The sequence below is a fragment of the Margalitia sp. FSL K6-0131 genome (assembly GCF_038008735.1).
Lineage (GTDB): Bacteria > Bacillota > Bacilli > Bacillales > Bacillaceae_C > Margalitia > Margalitia shackletonii.
On the sequence record NZ_JBBOZS010000001.1, the window covers coordinates 3,986,074 to 4,003,226 of the forward strand.

Consider the following 17,153-nt stretch of genomic DNA (forward strand, 5'->3'; position numbering starts at 1 on the left):
AAACAGCTAATGCATTAGGCATTAGCTGTTTCACTATTTTATTTAGCCATTGCTTCTTCTTCTGTCACCCATTTATGATTCTTCACTACAGGACCACCAGTTGTTGGCGTATAATCAACCATATATACGGTTGTTTTTTTGGAAGAGACGATTTCACCTTTCGCCCCTTTCATTCCTTTCATGTGATCTGCCTCCAATGTAACTTTTGTACCAGGTTTTAATGTTTGATCTCCTGCATCCTTTATTTCTTCCTGGATAACCCATTTATGATTTTTTACTTCCGGGCCACCTGTTGTCGGCGTGTAGTTCACAACATAAGCGGTTGTATCGAAAGCCCCTGAGATGGTTGCTTCAGCATCCATCATTCCCTTCATATGATCTGTTTTAAGAATCACTTTATCTCCTACTTTATATGTGGGGTTTTCAGCAATTTTTAAACCTTTTGGAACTTCACCGGAACTTGAGTGCTCCATATGATCCATGTTCATACTACTTACCGACTTAGAATCCATGTCCATATTTTTATGGTCTGCGGAGCCATTGCTTTTTCCACAGGCTGCTAACGCAAAGATTAGCATTAACGAAGCAATTCCTATTACGATTTTTTTTAGCATGATTATTCCTCCTTAAATTCCTTTGTTTTAATAAAACTCCTACCGAATTATTAAAATAACAGACAAATTTGCAGAAAATGTGCATTTAATAATCCCATATTTTCCTTTTTCCTTTTGAATTAAACAAATCAACACATACAGAATCGGTTGTTTTACATCCTTTAACTCAAAAATATAATATCAGTACACAATGAACCTTGTGGATAGTATGAATAAAAACGGTATGGCATTTACGATTAACGGTAAGTCTTTCCCTAAAACAGATCCCATTCCTACTGAAAAAGGGAGACTTGGTGATAGTTAAAATTAAGAATAGTATCCAAAGCATCTGACCACACAATGCACTTTCACGGTCACTCCTTTCAGGTACAAAGCAAAATTGGTGTCCCTCTATCCGGTCCACCAGTAATAAAGGATATTATTAATTTAAAACCAGACGATGAATACATCGTTACATTTAAAACAAACAATCCTGTAAACTAGATGCTTCATTGCCACATCATGTGTCAGCAGGGATGATGATGGAGGTGAAATACGATGGGTTTAAGCCTTCATTTAAAGTAGACCCAAATGCAGGAAAAATTGCTCGATAAATAAAAAACAGGGAGTAGCGTCTTAACGGGTTCCGATAAAGGAGAGAAACATTATAATTAGAGTATCAATTAGCAGACTAATTCGCATTGCGATTTGGTCTGCTTTTTTATTGTTATATCAGCGTTTAAGTTAAATTAACATTGGAACCAGAGGAAATCGCAAACCTCGTTTTAAATGTTAGCGACTATGCGACTAATAATTTTATGCAACAAATCCGCAGAAGACTGTCCATTTTAGAAAGACCGCTTGTGACGGCAAGAGGCGATGGGAAGAACTACATCTATGCCAACTTCAATCCTAAGTATGCACAATATGCTCTGACCATCCTTCGCACCTTTTATAACTTCTGTGAAGCGACTAAAGACCTTGACGGAGAAGAGCGTACTCCTGCTCAGCGATTAGGATTAGTAGAAAAACAATTTACTTTAAAAGATATTCTTTACCTAAGATAGTTCTCTGGATATTAGCGAACTAATTTTATTTAAAGGCAAATGGAAAATTTATGTTAAAATTATTATAGAATTAAGAAAAATTGCACTTTTTAAACTTACTAAGAAGTACAAAAAAATTAAAGGGTGTGAGTGTAATAAAGAAAAAAGTTGGATGGACAATTGCAATAATGGTACTTTTAATAGGAGTTGGTATTGGTTACTATTTCACTGCATTGTCACTTTATGAGCCGTCAGAAGATTTATACGGTTTCCCAATTCCTAAAAAAGCAGAATTAGTTCAAGAAAGTAACAAATCAAAAAGTTATGATTGGTCGAGGGCTTCTGAAGAAAATGGAATACCATTTGATTATGAAATTGCTCTTAAAGCAAATGGTTGGAAAAAAGGTGAAAGAGAAGGGACTTCTGTTTCATACACAAAAGAAAATCACACAATTGATTTGCTTTCTTCTACCAAATGGTTAGACATCATCAAAATAAAGTAGATAGAAGTAACAAGCCCCTCTTTGACTTTATTTGAATGAAGATAGTTAATTCTACATCCAAAAACGCCCAGAGTAAATTCTGAGCCTTTTTTGTTTGCTATTTATATTGCTAATTTCTCGTCAAACTCTATGCTAATAAGCATATAATTTATATTGCTATTAGCAATTTTCTCTCCCAAAACGGAACCCGTTAGTAGCGTCTCCCTTGTTTTTCATTATTACTGAATGTAATCCAAAAAATTGCGTGTTCCGCTGAGATACCATAATTCACTTCTTTGACACTGAAATTGTTAAAAAAACTTATTTATGCCATCAGGCCACACTTTTATAATAAATAATCATTTAAATGACAGTTCTCATCGGGGCAACGCTAAAAGATGTGATTCCATCAAAAGCAAAGAGAAGCATTTTTTTCAAAGGATATTTCGATATTCTAGTAATCCTCTCTTTGGTATCATAATAAACTTTAGTGGATGGAAATTTTATAAGCGGAATAACATTCCGAAGAAATAAATTAATTTCCCTATACTTCCAATTATCGGTTTAATTCTGAAATTCGCTTCATAAATATTAGCACTAATTATTTTGAAATAACTCTTTTTAATGAAACTTTAATGAAACGATAAGGGATTCTTAGTACTACACTGCTACTTTATAAATATAGGATTTATCAGGTTTATGAATCTTTTTTCATAAGGAAAACCATCACCAATAAGTCCTTGAATACGATATTTTCTTAAACACTAGGAGGAAAAATGTTTTTATCTTATCCCATCTTAGCTGCTCTTCTGGGTATGCTAATTGCACAATTTGTAAAAATCCCCATTCACTTATTAACAACAAAGGAATTGAAGTGGAAATTAATGTTCAGTACTGGTGGAATGCCCAGTTCTCATACATCTACCATTATCGCCTTGACTACTGCAATTGGATTAACTTCTGGTATTTATTCAAATGAATTTGCAATCGCTCTTGTCGTATCCCTAATCGTAATGCACGATGCTACTGGGGTTCGAAGACATGCTGGTTTTCATGCTGAAGTTCTGAATAAATTATTAGTTGATTTTAATAGACTAATTGATACTTTAAAAAATCCTAATTTAAAAAAAGCAGAGTACAGAGAGAAATTAAAAGAACTGTTAGGACATAAACCAATTGAAGTGTTTTTTGGAGCCGTAACAGGGATATTAGTAGGAGTGTTAACGTATTATTTCTATCCATTGAAATGACCTAATCCAAGATGGATTAGGTTATTTTCTCTTCTAGGGAAGGATAATTCTCCGAGAAAGGAGATGGTCATCCATTCTCCCTTGCGAGGTAAAGGAAATATAGTGAGGGTTTAGCGATATTCATTCTCGAAGCAAAAAAAGATCGCTGAATAAATCCAGCAATCCAGATTATTTATAAATATTTTCTTTGTACACTTCCCCCATCATAAGTAAACAACATTTCCTTGCCCTCCACCATTGACTCTAAATGGACAGGTCTTCCCCAGAGCTGATGTAAATACGGCAATACTTTTTCCAGGTACTTCAAATCCAATTCAATTCCCTCATACCAATGCTTTAAGTAAAGTTCTCCGTTTTTCATATAATCTCCGTCATTAACAGTAATATAAGGAAATCCGCCATTTACTCTCATGCCGACAAGCTGATCCCGCACCTGTTTCCATTCTTTATCGACAATCTTGTAATCACGACCCTGCTTTTGGAATAAATACATATCTTCTCTCATTACTAGATCTTTTGTTAAATAATTCCTTAAAAAAGATATATCGGACTCTATCTCCCGTACTTCAAACATCTTTTCCCGCCCGGAATTTGGTTTTTCACCCCGTTTTATCATTTCCTCCGTCGGATTATTCCAGCGTTCTTCAATATCCTCAAATATTTTTACTCCGAGGTAATATGGATTGATTCCTGTTTTTGAAGGAACCACCACTCCTGCGTTTAATTTTGCAAATTCTATTGATTCATCACTTGTCAAGTCCATCTCACGGAGAATCCGTTGATGCCAGTAGGATGCCCAGCCTTCGTTCATGATTTTCGTTTCCAGCTGTGGCCAAAAATACAGCATTTCCTCCCTGATCATCGTCATAATATCCCGCTGCCAATCGGTTAATTCACGGCTATACTGTTCTATGAATAGCATAATATCCTTTTCTGGTTGGGGTGGAAATTTCTTTTTTTGCTTTTTCTCCACTGGTTTTTTATTGCGATCATCTATCGACCATAAATCATCATATGGGGTAACAGTTTTATGCTCCTCTTCCTCCCATTCATCCTCATCATCCATACTCCAAGCAAGTTTTGGTCTCATTAAAGAAGGGTCAATATGTTCTTCAATCGATAAAACCGCGTCGATAAACTTTTCTACTTCCCTCTTTCCGTATTTAATTTCATAAGCACGAATTCTTTCAGCCGTAGCAGCCATGCTTTCGACCATATCTCGTTTTGTATTTTGAAAACGAACATTATTTTTAAAGAAATCACAATGCGCGAGAACATGGGCAACAATCAGTTTATTTTGAATTAATGAGTTGGAATCAAGCAAAAAGGCATAGCATGGATCCGAATTAATGACAAGTTCGTAAATTTTGCTGAGGCCCAGATCATAATGCAGCTTCATTTTGAAAAACTGCTTACCAAAACTCCAATGGGAAAAGCGTGTCGGCATACCATAAGCACCAAATGTGTAGATAATATCTGCTGGACAAATTTCATAGCGCATTGGATAGAAATCAAGACCAAATCCACTTGCAATCTCTGTTATTTCCGATATCGCTTTCTCCAAGTCCTTTTTCTCTTCAATATTCAACCGCGTCTCCCCCTTTTCCACATGTTATATTTCATACTCATACAACAATGTATGAGAAAAAGCGGAAAATCATGTAGTACATTTTGTTTTTAATCCTTTTCAAATGTAATGCAATTTACTTTTTTATTAACAGTATCTGTACATTTTTTATGCTACTATTAAGAAGGAGGTTGATTTAAATGTGGTTGTTAATCGCTGTTTTTATCATACTTATCATTGGAACTATCATCGGCTGCCGATATTCCATAAAATTATTTAATGAGAACAGTTCGAAAAAATTTCTTCCATTCGGAATTGCTTTTTTGATTGCCGTTATTTCAGAAGTTGTTTATTTTTTTGGTGCGAAGCGCATGAATCTTTCCATTGATGTCTCGCTTAGTTGGATGGTGATTAATATGGCATTATTTTTCGCATCGGGGATTATTTATTTTTCGGCTTATATAAAAGGCTCTGTTAAACCTTAGTGTTGATGTAAGGTAAAAATCTAAAACTAAACAAAAAATAGCGAACTGATTGGTTTCCGGCCAATCAGTTCGCTATTTTTTATAAATTCTTTCTTAACAAATAAATCGGTACGATGCTTATAAAAAGAAGAATCGAAGCGATAATATAAATATTTCGCACACCAACAAGCTCTACGACAGTACCTGAAAGCAATGATGCTATTCCAAATGAAAAAGCAGCAATAGCACCCTGGGTGGCATATACTTTCGGCAACCGATCCGTATTAGTTTTTGTTTGAACCAAGGTCTGTAATATCACTGCTTTCTGCTGGTCAAACACACCAAATAGCAAGGATAGAACAAGCGCTAAAATAGGAATTTCGTTTATGCCAAATGCAAGGGTAGCACAGGCAGTACCGAAACCACATATGACTAAAATTTTGCTTTGATGTGTGCGGTAAAAGGCATGAAACTTTAACAAAACTACGCTCGCTATAAAAAGCCCTGCGATAAAAGCACTGTTAATAAATCCCCACCATTCCTCACTGGCATGCAGCTGTTTGTCAACAAATAGGTACATAATGGCTGCTATCCATACAACACCTGCAATCGTTTCTATCCAGCTAATCCATTGAATTTGCCTGAGTGTTTTATTTTTCCATATTTCCTTCCAGCCTTCTGAAAGTTGTGCAGCATAGGTTGAAAACTTACGCTCACTTGTCTTCTGTACATGTTTTTCATGATAAAAAGGGATACTATACATGAAAATAGTACTTACCAAATAAAATATTCCGGTCATCAATAAAGTTCCCGTTGGCTGAATCACTGCAGTTACTATTCCTCCAGCAGCCCAACCAGTAAATTGTATCGATTGTTCCAATGTCGATAAAAATCCATTTGTTTTCATTAATTCTTCTCTTTTTACGATGGATGGAACAAGTGCATTAGAGGCAGGAAGTGCCCATCCATCTAAAAATGCAATCAATGCTGCTAATAAAAAGATGATCCAAATAAAAGAAATACTTTTTAAAACGACTAGGAACAGAACAAACATTAAAACAGTTTTTAATGCTTGTGAAGTAGCCAATAAATGCTTTAACGTATATCGGTCCAAAAGTATTGGAGCGACAACGCTGCTGATAAATTTTGAAAAGGTTATCACAAAAGGGACTAACGTCATTTGAAATGCTGAACCGGTTGCTTGATAAATAGCGGCAATTAATGCAACTATATATAAAACATCACCTGCATTTGCAAAGGACTGTCCTACCCATAAATATCGAAAGGCTTTTGAACGCAATGCCATTCCTCCTTAAGTCTGTTCTTTTGTCTTTTTTAGAGGAAAAACATCACATTGGATTAATCACCTTTCACTTCTTTTTTCATTATTTTAACATATTCGGTATTTGATGAAGGATATTTTTTCTTCTTCGATTTAGTTTAAAATAACCTGTTCCCGAATTTGTTGGACCAAAAGACTTAGATACTTTTTTATGTGATCTATACTCGAAGGATTGTTACACTTTTGTTTTTTCGTGACTTAATTCATTCAGATTAGGACCCTTGTCTATTTTTATGTTCCCAAAATTCCTTTTTATGTGACCTACACACGAATCATTGTTACTCTTAGGTTTTTTCATGACTCAAATACATAATTCTCAACACTTTTTTATATTATGCCTTTTTCTAAACCAATATCCCCAACTTTTACTGCGTCACTAATTCAACTTTTTGCATACACTAAAAACAACTCCTAAAATGGTACTTTCATTTGATGGGTTGGTAACCCCATTTAATGTAAGTTGGATAGCAGGTTCTTTTTTAGAAAGGACTAAATAGGAGGGGATAAAATGAACAGTGTTGATTATGATCGTGCGCTTTATTATACCCACCGGTCGCAATGGGATAATTTGCTCATATTAATGGTGAGAACGAAAGATGATATGCTTTCGAAGCGGATAGAACGATTATTACACGCTTATCATTTTTCTCATGATTATTCCGTAATAGAACGAAATCTATATTCCCTTCTAAGGTACATTGATCATGCCAATGAAGTGGGAAAACAGGCTGAACCTGTTATCGAAGAGTCTTTTTTATATATGAGGTAACAGTTTAAAACGGCTTTCCAAATTGGAGAGCCGTTTTTTTGAAATTTTTACATTTAGATGAGAGAATGGATGTGTTTCATAAAATCTTCTGTAAGACTTTGCAGTTTTTCATTACTTTCCTCTAAACTTTCAGTATACACACTAAAATAGAATTTTACTTTCGGTTCGGTTCCTGAAGGACGTAAACAAATCCAAGAACCATCCTCCAAATAGAATTTTAAAACATCCGATTTAGGCAAATTAATATTTTCCTCAATAATTTGCTTATCATTAATTCTTTTACTTATTTTATAATCCTCGATGATGGTTAATTTCATATTATTTATGTGGGCAGGAGGCTCTGTGCGGAAATGCTCTAATAACTGTTTGATTTTCTCCGCTCCTTCTTTCCCTTTTAACGTCAATGATTGAAGGTCCTCTTTGTAATAGCCAAACTGCTCATATATATCAAGCAGTGCATCGTACAAAGTTTTTCCTTGTTTTTGATAATAGGCACAAGCCTCACATGCTAAAATTGCCGCTTGAACAGCATCTTTATCACGCGCGAAATCACCAATTAAATAGCCATAGGATTCTTCATATCCAAATAAAAATTTATACTCACCAGTTGCCTCATATTGTTTAATTTTTTCCCCAATAAATTTAAAGCCAGTTAACACGTCTTCTGTAGGGATATTATAAGACTCTGCGATTTTTCTGCCAATTTCAGATGTTACAATGGTTTTAAATACCTTTCCATTTGCGGGGATAGTTCCTTTTTCAGCTTTTTGAGATAAAAGATAATGCAATAAAATCGCACCGGTTTGATTTCCGGTCAACAGTACATATTCACCATTTTTATCCTTCACAGCAACACCTAAACGATCTGCGTCCGGATCAGTGGCGATTAAAATATCCGCATCTTGTTTTATTCCATATTCAATCGCAAGCTCAAACGCTGCTTTTTCTTCAGGATTCGGTGAGGCAACCGTTGAAAATTCAGGATCTGGCTTCTCTTGTTCAGCGACGACAAATACATTTTGATAACCAAATGCTTGAAGGGCATTTTTCACCGGTTTTTCTGCCGTACCATGTAATGGAGTAAACACAATTCGAATGTTTGATTCCTTTGCCAACTCCGGATTTTCACTAATAGTGAATAATTGCCTTAAATAAGCTTGATCCAATTTATCTCCAATCATGGTAATTAAACCTCTGGATATTAAATCCGCTTCCGTTTCAACCTTTATTTCCAGTTCATTTTCGACCTCATTTACTTTGGCAATGACCTCATCCGCTGCTACTGGCGGCAATTGAGCACCATCCTCTCCATACACCTTATAGCCATTATATTCAGGTGGATTATGGCTTGCCGTAATCACTATTCCTGAAAATGCATGTAGATATCGGACAGCAAAAGACAGTTCAGGAGTCGGACGAAGCTCTTCAAAAACATATGTATTAATTCCGTGTGTAGCAAGGGTTTTTGCTGCTTCCATGGCGAACTCCGGAGATTTATGACGGGAATCATAGGCAATGACAACTCCACGTCCCTTTGCTGCCTCTCCAAAGCCTTCTATGAATCGTGCAAGTCCTTCAGATGCCTTGCGAATCGTATAAATATTCATCCGATTGGTGCCCGGCCCTAATTCACCACGCATTCCTCCGGTGCCAAATTCTAAATTTTTATAAAAGGCGTCTTCTAATTGAACTTCATTCTTTTCCAATTCTTGCAACTGAATACTCAATTCAGAATCCAAGTTTTCAAATTGCTTCCACTTTAAGTACGATTTTTCCCACATATTTATATCCCCCTCTAGGGTTTTTACTAGACACTTTCTATACTAATGAAAATATTTTTTTAATTCAATGAAAGAAAATGTCGAGATTGATCGTAAAGTTTTTAAAATAAAAAAACCCGCTCCTAGTGTGGCGGATTTTAAATCAAGAGTTCATTTGCTGCTTTTCTATATATACTCATGGAAAGCTTTGATTTAACAGTAGAATTAAATTGACAATAATAAAACGGAAAAAATACATCATAATCTTCTAAAATAGAAACATTGTGATTAAAAATTTCTTCATATTCAGTGTCTTTCGGATGTTTTAATTTATATTCCAAGATTGAGATGATGGTTTGAAGGCATGTTATAACTTGATATGCTTCTTTTAACGTACTAAAATATTCAAAGTGACGCTTAGATGTATGCAACACTTTAATTTTTTTAAAATTAGCAATTTCATCATCATCATAATAATTAGGAAAAATAAATGTAAACATATAGTCAGCTAGTTCTTGTATTTTATCTTCCTGTTCTTTTGTTGATGCAAAAACAACTTTCAATTGTAACCCACCCTTTTAAATACTTCTCTTTCGTGTATTTATGTTAAGAATACCATAGAAAAAATCAGTAATACCGTGGTAATTATGACCATGTGAAAGGACTTTCAAAATGAAAATGGATAAAAGCGATAGTTGGTTTGATTTAAAAATACCAGAAAAATGGGATAAGATTACGGTTGATCAACTTTTTCGGCAGGTTTGGGCAGCCCCTAAAAAAATGATTCATCAATTCCGAATGGAAAAAAGTGTTAGGGTGAATGGAGAAAATGCTAGATGGGAACGGCCTCTTCAAACAGGTGATTTTTTACAAATTGCCTTGTTTCAGGAAGAAGATTACGGAGTTCTTCCAGATGCAATTGAAATAGACGTATTGTATGAGGATGAGCATCTTCTTGTTGTCAATAAACCCGCTGGAATGGAGACACATCCGAATGAACCCGGTCAGTCACATACATTAGCAAATGCAGTAGCTTATCATTTAAAACAAAAAGGCGAACAGCGCCGTGTCCGCCATATTCACCGGCTTGATAAGGATACAACAGGAGCAGTTTTATTTGCAAAACATGCATTTTCCCATGCAATACTTGATCGGATGTTAAATGAAAGAGACATTAAGCGTACTTACCTAGCACTTGTACAAGGCATACTCAAAAATCGTTCCGGGGTCATTGATCAACCTATTGGTCGTGACCGTCACCATCCAACAAGAAGACGAGTCTCCAAAACCGGCCAAAACGCGGTTACTCATTATAAATTAGTAAAAACCTTTCCAGCTAAAAATCTATCGATGATTGAGTGTACTCTCGATACCGGAAGAACCCACCAAATAAGGGTTCATCTAAGTTCGATAGGGCATCCACTCGCAGGCGATGTTTTATATGGGGGGAAGCCAATTTTTAAAAGGCAGGCACTCCATGCTCGGAAATTAACTTTCACCCATCCATTTACCGGGAAAAAACTGGAATGTATTGCACCGTTTCTAGATGAGCCACCGATATTCTTGTAAAAGTGATTGATTGATGACGATAATATTTAACGTATTTTTCTTTAAATTACCTAATAATGAGCGTTTCGGGCAGGTTATTTATTAGCAAAAGCTGGTCTTTGATTCTTCCTTCAGGTGGTCTTTTGGTGAATTATAAAGACCATTTGGAACCGGATTCTTCCTCCAATTGGCCTTTTGATGCTTTATAAAGACCATTCGGAACCGGATTCTTCCTCCAATTGGTCTTTTGATCCCTTATAAAGACCATTCGGGAACGGATTCTTTCTCCAGTTGGTCTTTTGATTCCTTATAAAGACCATTCGGAACCGGATTCTTTCTCCAGTTGGTCTTTTGATTCCTTATAAAGACCATTCGGGAACGGATTCTTCCTCCAATTGGTCTTATGATCCCTTATTAAGACCATTCGGGAACGGATTCTTCCTCCAATTGGTCTTTTGATCCCTTATAAAGACCACTCAGAACCGGATTCTTTCTCCAGTTGGTCTTTTGATGCTTTATAAAGGACACTCCCACTTTCAGCATTTTTTACCTATGTATAAAATAATAAATTTACATAAGATCCCGGGTTAATAATTTCATAAAAAAATCGGCCAATTCGCCGATTTTTTCAGATCCATACATCCATTCTATTTTTACCGCTTCAATCCCATCGAAACATATTTCATTTCCAAATATTCCATGATTCCCTCGCGACCGCCTTCTTTACCCTGACCGGACTGTTTAATTCCCCCAAATGGGGCTTCTGCTACTGCAGGGAATACGTCGTTTATCCCTACAATTCCATATTCAAGTTTTTCCATTACTCTAATGGCACGGTTTAGATTTTCTGTAAATAAATATGCGGCAAGACCATATCTGTCATGATTCGCTAGTTCAATTACCTCTTCCTCTGTTTCAAAGGTTTGAATAGGTAATAACGGTCCGAACGTTTCTTCATTCATCACTTTCATTTGATTAGAGACATTCGTTAAAACGGTAGGTTCGAAAAAGTACCCATTTAGCTTTTCCTTGTACACCTTTCCACCTAATGCTGTACTAGCCCCTTTTGAAATTGCGTCTTCATATTGGTGTTTAACCTTTAGTAAAGCATTTTCATCAATTAATGGACCAATATTTACTTGTTCATCCAAACCTTCTCCGATTTTCATTGATTCAAGTTGTTCCATTAATTTTGCAGTAAATTCCTCTTGAATGGAATGCTGCACATAGATGCGATTGGCACATATACATGTCTGTCCGCAATTTCGAAATTTACTCATGATGGTCATCTTGACCGCCTGTTCAAGATCTGAATCATCAAACACAAGGATAGGTGCATGACCGCCCAATTCTAATGACAGTTTTTTCACAGTATCTGCGCTACCCCTCATGAGCAATTTTCCTACTTCTGTGGATCCGGTAAATGTAATTAGACGGACATCAGGATTGCTCATGAATTCCTGACCGATCGAGGTTGGATCTCCTGTTACTAGATTCAAGACACCTTTTGGCAATCCGACCTCTTCGAAGATCTTCACAATCTCGATGGCTGACAGAGGCGTTTGTTCCGCAGGTTTCAAGACAACTGTACATCCTGCCGCAAGTGCTGGCCCAAGCTTTCTGGTAATCATCGAGGATGGAAAATTCCATGGTGTGATGGCAGCAACAACTCCTATTGGCTGTGGAACGACAAAAAGCCTCTTTCCTTTATTCGATGAAGGAATAATTTCCCCATACACACGATTTCCTTCTTCCGCGTACCATTGCAGGTAGCTTGCAGCAGATGCAATTTCTCCTCTTGCCTCAGCAAGCGGCTTCCCCTGTTCCGTCGTTAAAATTCTTGCAAGCTCTTCTTGCTTTTCCATCATTAATGTATAAGCAGAATACAAATATTTGGAGCGCTCTCTGGCAGAGAGATTTGCCCAATCCGTAAATGCTTTTTTTGCTGCTTCTACTGCTTTCTTGGCATCTGCTCCATCTCCGTAAGAAAAAGCTTTAATTTTGTTCAAGCTTGCAGGATTTACAACATGCTCCTGATTTCCGCTTTCTGCATTACACCAAAGACCATTAATATACATGCTTTTTTCATATTGGCCATCTAATTGCATTTCTACCTACCACCTTTATTTATAAATCCCCAAAATGGATGCTGATCAAAATCATTACTCCTCAAATGGCCATGAAGGAAGTGTTTTATTGAGGGGTTTATCCACTCTATAACCAAGTGCATATTCCGCTTGCATGATAGTATGAATTTCACGCGTTCCTTCATAAATGACCGGTGCTTTAGAGTTCCTTAAGAATCGCGCTACAGGGTATTCATCCGAATATCCGTATGCACCATGAATTTGCACCGCATCGTCTGCTGCCTTATTGGCAAAATCACAGGATTGCCATTTTGCCAGAGAGGTTTCCCTTGTATTTCGTTTTCCTTGGTTCTTCAATTCACCGGCTCTGTATACGAGAAGCCTGCTAATTTGTAAACCTGCCTCCATATTGGCAATCATCTGCTGAACAAGTTGATGTCTCCCTATCTCACGACCAAATGTCATTCTTTCATGGCAGTATTTAAGAGATGCCTCCAAAGATGCCATGATGAGCCCGCAGGCTCCTGCAGCAACGGTAAATCTGCCATTGTCAAGGGCTGCCATTGCAATTTTAAAGCCTTCTCCCTCTTGACCTAATAGATTTTCCTTAGGTACCCTAATATGGTCAAAAAAGATTTCACCCGTATTTCCCGCTCGTATTCCATGCTTTCCTTTAATAGCTTTTGATGAAAATCCGTCCATCGTTCTTTCCACAATAAAAGCGGATATTCCATGATGTTTTTTGCTTTTATCCGTATAAGCGAAAACAATAAAATGATCTGCCACATCACATAAGGATATCCATGTTTTTTGCCCATTTAAAATATAAAATTCACCATCTTTTACAGCTGTCGTATTAATAGCTGCTACATCTGACCCGGCACCCGGCTCTGTTAAACCGAACGCACCAACCTTTTCTCCCCTTGCCTGCGGAACTAAGTATTTCAGCTTTTGCTCCTCTGTTCCCCATTGAAGCAGTGTCATACTGTTCAAACCAGTATGTACAGAAACTGCAGTCCGATAAGCAGTGTCTCCTCTTTCCAGTTCTTCACAAACAATGGCTAACGAATTATAATCCATTCCGGCTCCACCGTACTTTTCTGGGATACAAACTCCCATTAAACCAAGATCCGCTAACCTTTCCATAATTCTAGGTTCAAAATGTCCTTTAGAATCCCATTCCCCGATAAAAGGTTGGATTTCTTTATCAACAAAACTTCTTACTGTTTTTCTTAGCAATTCCTGTTCCTCTGTATAATCAAAATTCATTTCTATCACTCTCCTAAACAATTTTGTCCTCTATCAAATGCGTGATTTCTTGTTCTGAATAACCAAGAGATAGTAAGATTTCCCTCGTATGTTCACCAGGTAATGGCGGATGCCCTGTAACCTGAACCGGTGTTTTAGACAATTTTATAGGGCTTCCTACTAATTTCACTTCACCCGCAGTCGGATGATTCAACTTTATTAACATGTCTCTAGCTATAGCTTGAGGGTCTTGAAAAACCATTTTCAAATTATTGATAGGACCACATGGTATGCTGTTTTCATTGCATTTTTGCAACCAATAATCAGTCGGTTGTTCAACCAATCTATTTTGTAAAATAGGAATTAATGCTTCCTGATTTTCTACTCTACTAGCATTTGTCATAAATTTAGAATCATTGCACAGATGATCTAAGCCGAGAATATGGCAAAGCTTATCGAATTGCCTGTCATTACCGACAGCTATTACCATTTTTCCGTCTTTTGTATCAAAGGTTTGATAGGGTACGATATTGGCATGCAAATTTCCTAGCAATCTAGGAAGTTTTTCCGTCATCAAATAATTACTGGCAATATTCACAAGTGCACTAATCCCAGAATCAAATAGGGAAATATCCAACTTTTGGCCTGATCCTGATTTCTGCCTTTCGAGCAGTGCGGCTTGAATACCACTTAATGCATAAAGGCCCGTTAAAATATCTGTGATGGCAATTCCTACTTTTTGCGGTCCGGAATCACTGGACCCAGTAATACTCATCAATCCACACATTGCTTGAATGATATAATCATATCCCGCTAAATTTTTATAAGGACCTGTTTCCCCAAATCCAGTAATAGAACAAAATACTAGTTTAGGGTTTAGCTGCGACAGTGTCTCATACCCTAATCCTAGCCGTTCCATTGTCCCTGTTTTAAAATTGTGAATCACTACATCACTTTGCAAAACTAGCCTTTTAATTATTTCCAGCCCTTTTTCAGTTTTTAAGTTGACAGTAAGGCTTTTTTTATTCCGATTGGCACATAAATAATAAGCACTTACTCCATTTTGAAAGGGAGGTCCCCAATCTCTTGTGTCATCACTGCCCCCTGGAGCCTCTATTTTTATTACTTCTGCTCCTAAATCTCCCAATATCATCGTACAAAGCGGCCCTGCCAGTACCCTTGTTAAATCCAAAACTTTTATTCCAGCTAATGCTCCGGCCAAATAGCATCACTCCTTTAAGAAATTCTAGTAAGGCTTAGCTTGACCTATTTTAAAATCCTGAAAAAACAGTTTCCTGCAATATTATGTTTACGAGAACATTTATAAATTTATGCCTAAGCTTTTAAGATCAAAAAGAGCTAATAAAAAAAACCCGCATCTAAAATAGATGCGAGTTTTTCATACGAAAAGCTTATATTATTGTAGTCCTGCCTTTACCCATTCAGCCACTTGAACAGTGCGCTTTGCCTGGTGTTTAACAGCGCCTTGAACGTCTTCTACCATTTTGCCGTCTTGACCTTGTGTTACAGTTGTACCATAAGGGTTTCCACCGGCTGCATAAATAGATTGATCAGTGTATCCAGGAGGAACAATGATCGTACCCCAATGCATCATAGAAGTGTAAATGGCATGAATCGTTTGCTCTTGTCCACCATTAGAATTTCCAGCTGAAGCCATAGCGCTAACTACTTTGTTTACTGTTTTTCCTTGTGCCCAAAATCCGCCTAATGTATCTAAAAATTGTTTCATTTGGGAAGGAATATTACCGAAACGAGTTGGAGCGCTGAAAATAATAGCATCTGCCCATTCAATATCTGCTGCTGTTGCAACTGGTACATTTTGTGTTTCATCATAATGTTTTTTCCAAGCAGGATTGGATTCAATTGCAGCAGCTGGTGCAAGTTCTTCTACTTTTAATACTTTTACTTCAGCGCCAGCTTCTTTTGCTGCTTCCTCTGCCCATTTGGCAAGTTGATAGTTCGTTCCTGTAGAACTATAGTAAATAATGGCTAGTTTTACGTTTGTCATTTGAAAGCTCCTTTATAAAAAAAATTATTAGCAGACATACAACATTATTAATATTTTATTAATGGATATTAATTATGCCTGCTGATGTAAATTTAATTTAAGAAAAAGTTTCGCTTATTAAATTCACATGATAATCCAATTATCTTGAATTCGAGATAATTTTAACCTTCAAAAAATATAACGTCAACTCTTATGCTTCTCTTAAATTAATAAGTGTATTTTTCCCCTACCTGAGTAAAACTAATAAATATTAAAAGTTAATCCTCGCACTTTTTTCTTTTAACTTGTTAAAAAATCAGCTAAAATAGATACGTTTGGTAAACCAAGCTTTCAGGAGGTTAGGTAATGGTATTTAAAAATAAAAAGGATAAGTTTGCCGTTCTTTTGGAAAACATTGCAGCAAATTTACATGAAAGTGCTAATTATTTCGCTGATTACAAATTAAATGATGAGAGCGATTTGAAAGAATTTGCGCAAAAAATGAAAGAGTATGAAACAAAAGGGGATTCATACGTTCATGAAATGATTATGGAACTGAACGATGCATTCATTACACCAATAGAGAGAGAAGATTTGCTTATTCTTACAAATGTTCTGGATGATGTCCTGGACGGACTTGAACATTGTGCCTACATATTTGAAGTATATGTAATCCTTCATGCGGATGAATATATGTATAAATTTGTAGAAGCAATTCGGAATTGTACGAAAGAAATTGAAAAAGCGATTGAATTTCTTTTCAACAAAAAACTGCCTAATATGCGTCCGCATGCCATCAAAATCAAGGAATATGAATCCTTATGTGATGATATTTTACGCGAATCTATTAAGGAGCTTTTTCAAAAAGAGAAGGATCCTATCCGTTTAATTAAATACAAAGAGGTATATGAAAATTTGGAAGAGATTGCAGATGATTGCCAAAGTGTCGCAAACATACTTGAAAGCATCATTATGAAAAACGCATAAGG

16 protein-coding genes and 2 pseudogenes are annotated in these 17,153 nt (G+C 36.5%); 8 read left to right on the forward strand and 10 right to left on the reverse strand.

Annotated features, from left to right (window positions below; translation table 11 throughout):
* Positions 1–38: 38 nt before the first annotated feature.
* On the reverse strand, positions 39–614 hold the full coding sequence (locus NSQ59_RS19570; RefSeq protein ID WP_340832455.1) for a YdhK family protein: 576 nt from the start codon (positions 612–614) through the stop codon (positions 39–41).
* Positions 615–953: 339 nt separating this feature from the next.
* On the opposite strand from NSQ59_RS19570, the gene NSQ59_RS27995 reads away from it, so the two are divergent.
* The 3 genes and pseudogenes from NSQ59_RS27995 (at position 954) to NSQ59_RS19580 (ending at position 2,142) form a co-directional block, all read left to right on the forward strand.
* Positions 954–1,097: a multicopper oxidase domain-containing protein gene (locus tag NSQ59_RS27995; protein WP_445669215.1), complete on the forward strand. Its 144-nt coding sequence runs from the start codon at positions 954–956 to the stop codon at positions 1,095–1,097.
* Positions 1,098–1,348: 251 nt separating this feature from the next.
* Positions 1,349–1,660: pseudogene (locus tag NSQ59_RS19575) on the forward strand (insertion element protein); the annotation flags it as partial.
* A gap of 125 nt (positions 1,661–1,785) precedes the next feature.
* Positions 1,786–2,142, forward strand: a complete 357-nt coding sequence (locus NSQ59_RS19580; protein ID WP_340832456.1) for a hypothetical protein — start codon at positions 1,786–1,788, stop codon at positions 2,140–2,142.
* Between the two features lie 348 nt (positions 2,143–2,490).
* Here NSQ59_RS19580 and NSQ59_RS19585 read toward each other — a convergent pair.
* Positions 2,491–2,673 (reverse strand): annotated as a pseudogene (locus tag NSQ59_RS19585) (glycosyltransferase); the annotation flags it as partial.
* Positions 2,674–2,897: 224 nt separating this feature from the next.
* Between NSQ59_RS19585 and NSQ59_RS19590 the strand changes: the two are divergent.
* Complete coding sequence (locus NSQ59_RS19590) at positions 2,898–3,371, forward strand: divergent PAP2 family protein (protein ID WP_340832457.1); 474 nt, start codon at positions 2,898–2,900, stop codon at positions 3,369–3,371.
* A 172-nt stretch (positions 3,372–3,543) separates the two neighbouring features.
* Here the strand turns inward: NSQ59_RS19590 and NSQ59_RS19595 are convergent, their stop codons facing one another.
* A complete protein-coding gene (locus NSQ59_RS19595) occupies positions 3,544–4,959 on the reverse strand; it encodes a SpoVR family protein (protein ID WP_340832458.1) in 1,416 nt (471 codons plus the stop codon).
* A 179-nt stretch (positions 4,960–5,138) separates the two neighbouring features.
* Here NSQ59_RS19595 and NSQ59_RS19600 point away from each other — a divergent pair, with 179 nt between their 5' ends.
* Positions 5,139–5,423: a hypothetical protein gene (locus tag NSQ59_RS19600; RefSeq protein ID WP_055740945.1), complete on the forward strand. Its 285-nt coding sequence runs from the start codon at positions 5,139–5,141 to the stop codon at positions 5,421–5,423.
* A gap of 79 nt (positions 5,424–5,502) precedes the next feature.
* Here the strand turns inward: NSQ59_RS19600 and NSQ59_RS19605 are convergent, their stop codons facing one another.
* Positions 5,503–6,702 carry an MFS transporter gene (locus NSQ59_RS19605; protein ID WP_340832459.1) on the reverse strand — a complete coding sequence of 400 codons (1,200 nt, stop codon included), beginning with the start codon at positions 6,700–6,702 and terminating at the stop codon, positions 5,503–5,505.
* 550 nt (positions 6,703–7,252) lie between these two features.
* On the opposite strand from NSQ59_RS19605, the gene NSQ59_RS19610 reads away from it, so the two are divergent.
* Entirely contained in the window at positions 7,253–7,513 is a 261-nt protein-coding gene (locus tag NSQ59_RS19610; RefSeq protein WP_055740947.1) for a YhdB family protein, read from the forward strand.
* Positions 7,514–7,566: 53 nt separating this feature from the next.
* Here the strand turns inward: NSQ59_RS19610 and NSQ59_RS19615 are convergent, their stop codons facing one another.
* On the reverse strand, positions 7,567–9,294 hold the full coding sequence (locus NSQ59_RS19615; RefSeq protein WP_340832460.1) for a phospho-sugar mutase: 1,728 nt from the start codon (positions 9,292–9,294) through the stop codon (positions 7,567–7,569).
* Between the two features lie 137 nt (positions 9,295–9,431).
* Positions 9,432–9,836 carry a DUF5365 family protein gene (locus NSQ59_RS19620; protein ID WP_340832461.1) on the reverse strand — a complete coding sequence of 135 codons (405 nt, stop codon included), beginning with the start codon at positions 9,834–9,836 and terminating at the stop codon, positions 9,432–9,434.
* Between the two features lie 109 nt (positions 9,837–9,945).
* Between NSQ59_RS19620 and NSQ59_RS19625 the strand changes: the two genes are divergently transcribed.
* Positions 9,946–10,842: an RluA family pseudouridine synthase gene (locus tag NSQ59_RS19625; RefSeq protein WP_340832462.1), complete on the forward strand. Its 897-nt coding sequence runs from the start codon at positions 9,946–9,948 to the stop codon at positions 10,840–10,842.
* A 632-nt stretch (positions 10,843–11,474) separates the two neighbouring features.
* On the opposite strand, the gene NSQ59_RS19630 is transcribed toward NSQ59_RS19625, so the two are convergent.
* The 4 genes from NSQ59_RS19630 to wrbA form a co-directional block, all read right to left on the reverse strand.
* On the reverse strand, positions 11,475–12,929 hold the full coding sequence (locus NSQ59_RS19630) for an NAD-dependent succinate-semialdehyde dehydrogenase (protein ID WP_340832463.1): 1,455 nt from the start codon (positions 12,927–12,929) through the stop codon (positions 11,475–11,477).
* Between the two features lie 54 nt (positions 12,930–12,983).
* A complete protein-coding gene (locus NSQ59_RS19635; protein WP_055740952.1) occupies positions 12,984–14,177 on the reverse strand; it encodes an acyl-CoA dehydrogenase family protein in 1,194 nt (397 codons plus the stop codon).
* Between the two features lie 13 nt (positions 14,178–14,190).
* Positions 14,191–15,378 (reverse strand): CaiB/BaiF CoA transferase family protein, encoded by a 1,188-nt coding sequence (locus NSQ59_RS19640; RefSeq protein ID WP_340832464.1) that lies wholly within the window; start codon positions 15,376–15,378, stop codon positions 14,191–14,193.
* A 195-nt stretch (positions 15,379–15,573) separates the two neighbouring features.
* The gene (wrbA, locus tag NSQ59_RS19645) at positions 15,574–16,185 is read right to left on the reverse strand and encodes an NAD(P)H:quinone oxidoreductase (protein ID WP_055740954.1); all 612 of its coding nucleotides are present in this window, start codon (positions 16,183–16,185) and stop codon (positions 15,574–15,576) included.
* A gap of 345 nt (positions 16,186–16,530) precedes the next feature.
* On the opposite strand from wrbA, the gene NSQ59_RS19650 reads away from it, so the two are divergent.
* Positions 16,531–17,151 carry a DUF47 domain-containing protein gene (locus NSQ59_RS19650; protein ID WP_055740955.1) on the forward strand — a complete coding sequence of 207 codons (621 nt, stop codon included), beginning with the start codon at positions 16,531–16,533 and terminating at the stop codon, positions 17,149–17,151.
* Positions 17,152–17,153: the final 2 nt, after the last annotated feature.

Coding starts and splice junctions, on each gene's coding strand:
- NSQ59_RS27995 (WP_445669215.1), top strand. CDS start 954: ATGCACTTTCACGGTCACTCCTTTCAGGTACAAAGCAAAATTGGTGTC.
- NSQ59_RS19630 (WP_340832463.1), bottom strand. CDS start 12,929: ATGCAATTAGATGGCCAATATGAAAAAAGCATGTATATTAATGGTCTT.
- NSQ59_RS19590 (WP_340832457.1), top strand. CDS start 2,898: ATGTTTTTATCTTATCCCATCTTAGCTGCTCTTCTGGGTATGCTAATT.
- wrbA (WP_055740954.1), bottom strand. CDS start 16,185: ATGACAAACGTAAAACTAGCCATTATTTACTATAGTTCTACAGGAACG.
- NSQ59_RS19570 (WP_340832455.1), bottom strand. CDS start 614: ATGCTAAAAAAAATCGTAATAGGAATTGCTTCGTTAATGCTAATCTTT.
- NSQ59_RS19625 (WP_340832462.1), top strand. CDS start 9,946: ATGAAAATGGATAAAAGCGATAGTTGGTTTGATTTAAAAATACCAGAA.
- NSQ59_RS19615 (WP_340832460.1), bottom strand. CDS start 9,294: ATGTGGGAAAAATCGTACTTAAAGTGGAAGCAATTTGAAAACTTGGAT.
- NSQ59_RS19610 (WP_055740947.1), top strand. CDS start 7,253: ATGAACAGTGTTGATTATGATCGTGCGCTTTATTATACCCACCGGTCG.
- NSQ59_RS19650 (WP_055740955.1), top strand. CDS start 16,531: ATGGTATTTAAAAATAAAAAGGATAAGTTTGCCGTTCTTTTGGAAAAC.
- NSQ59_RS19600 (WP_055740945.1), top strand. CDS start 5,139: ATGTGGTTGTTAATCGCTGTTTTTATCATACTTATCATTGGAACTATC.
- NSQ59_RS19635 (WP_055740952.1), bottom strand. CDS start 14,177: ATGAATTTTGATTATACAGAGGAACAGGAATTGCTAAGAAAAACAGTA.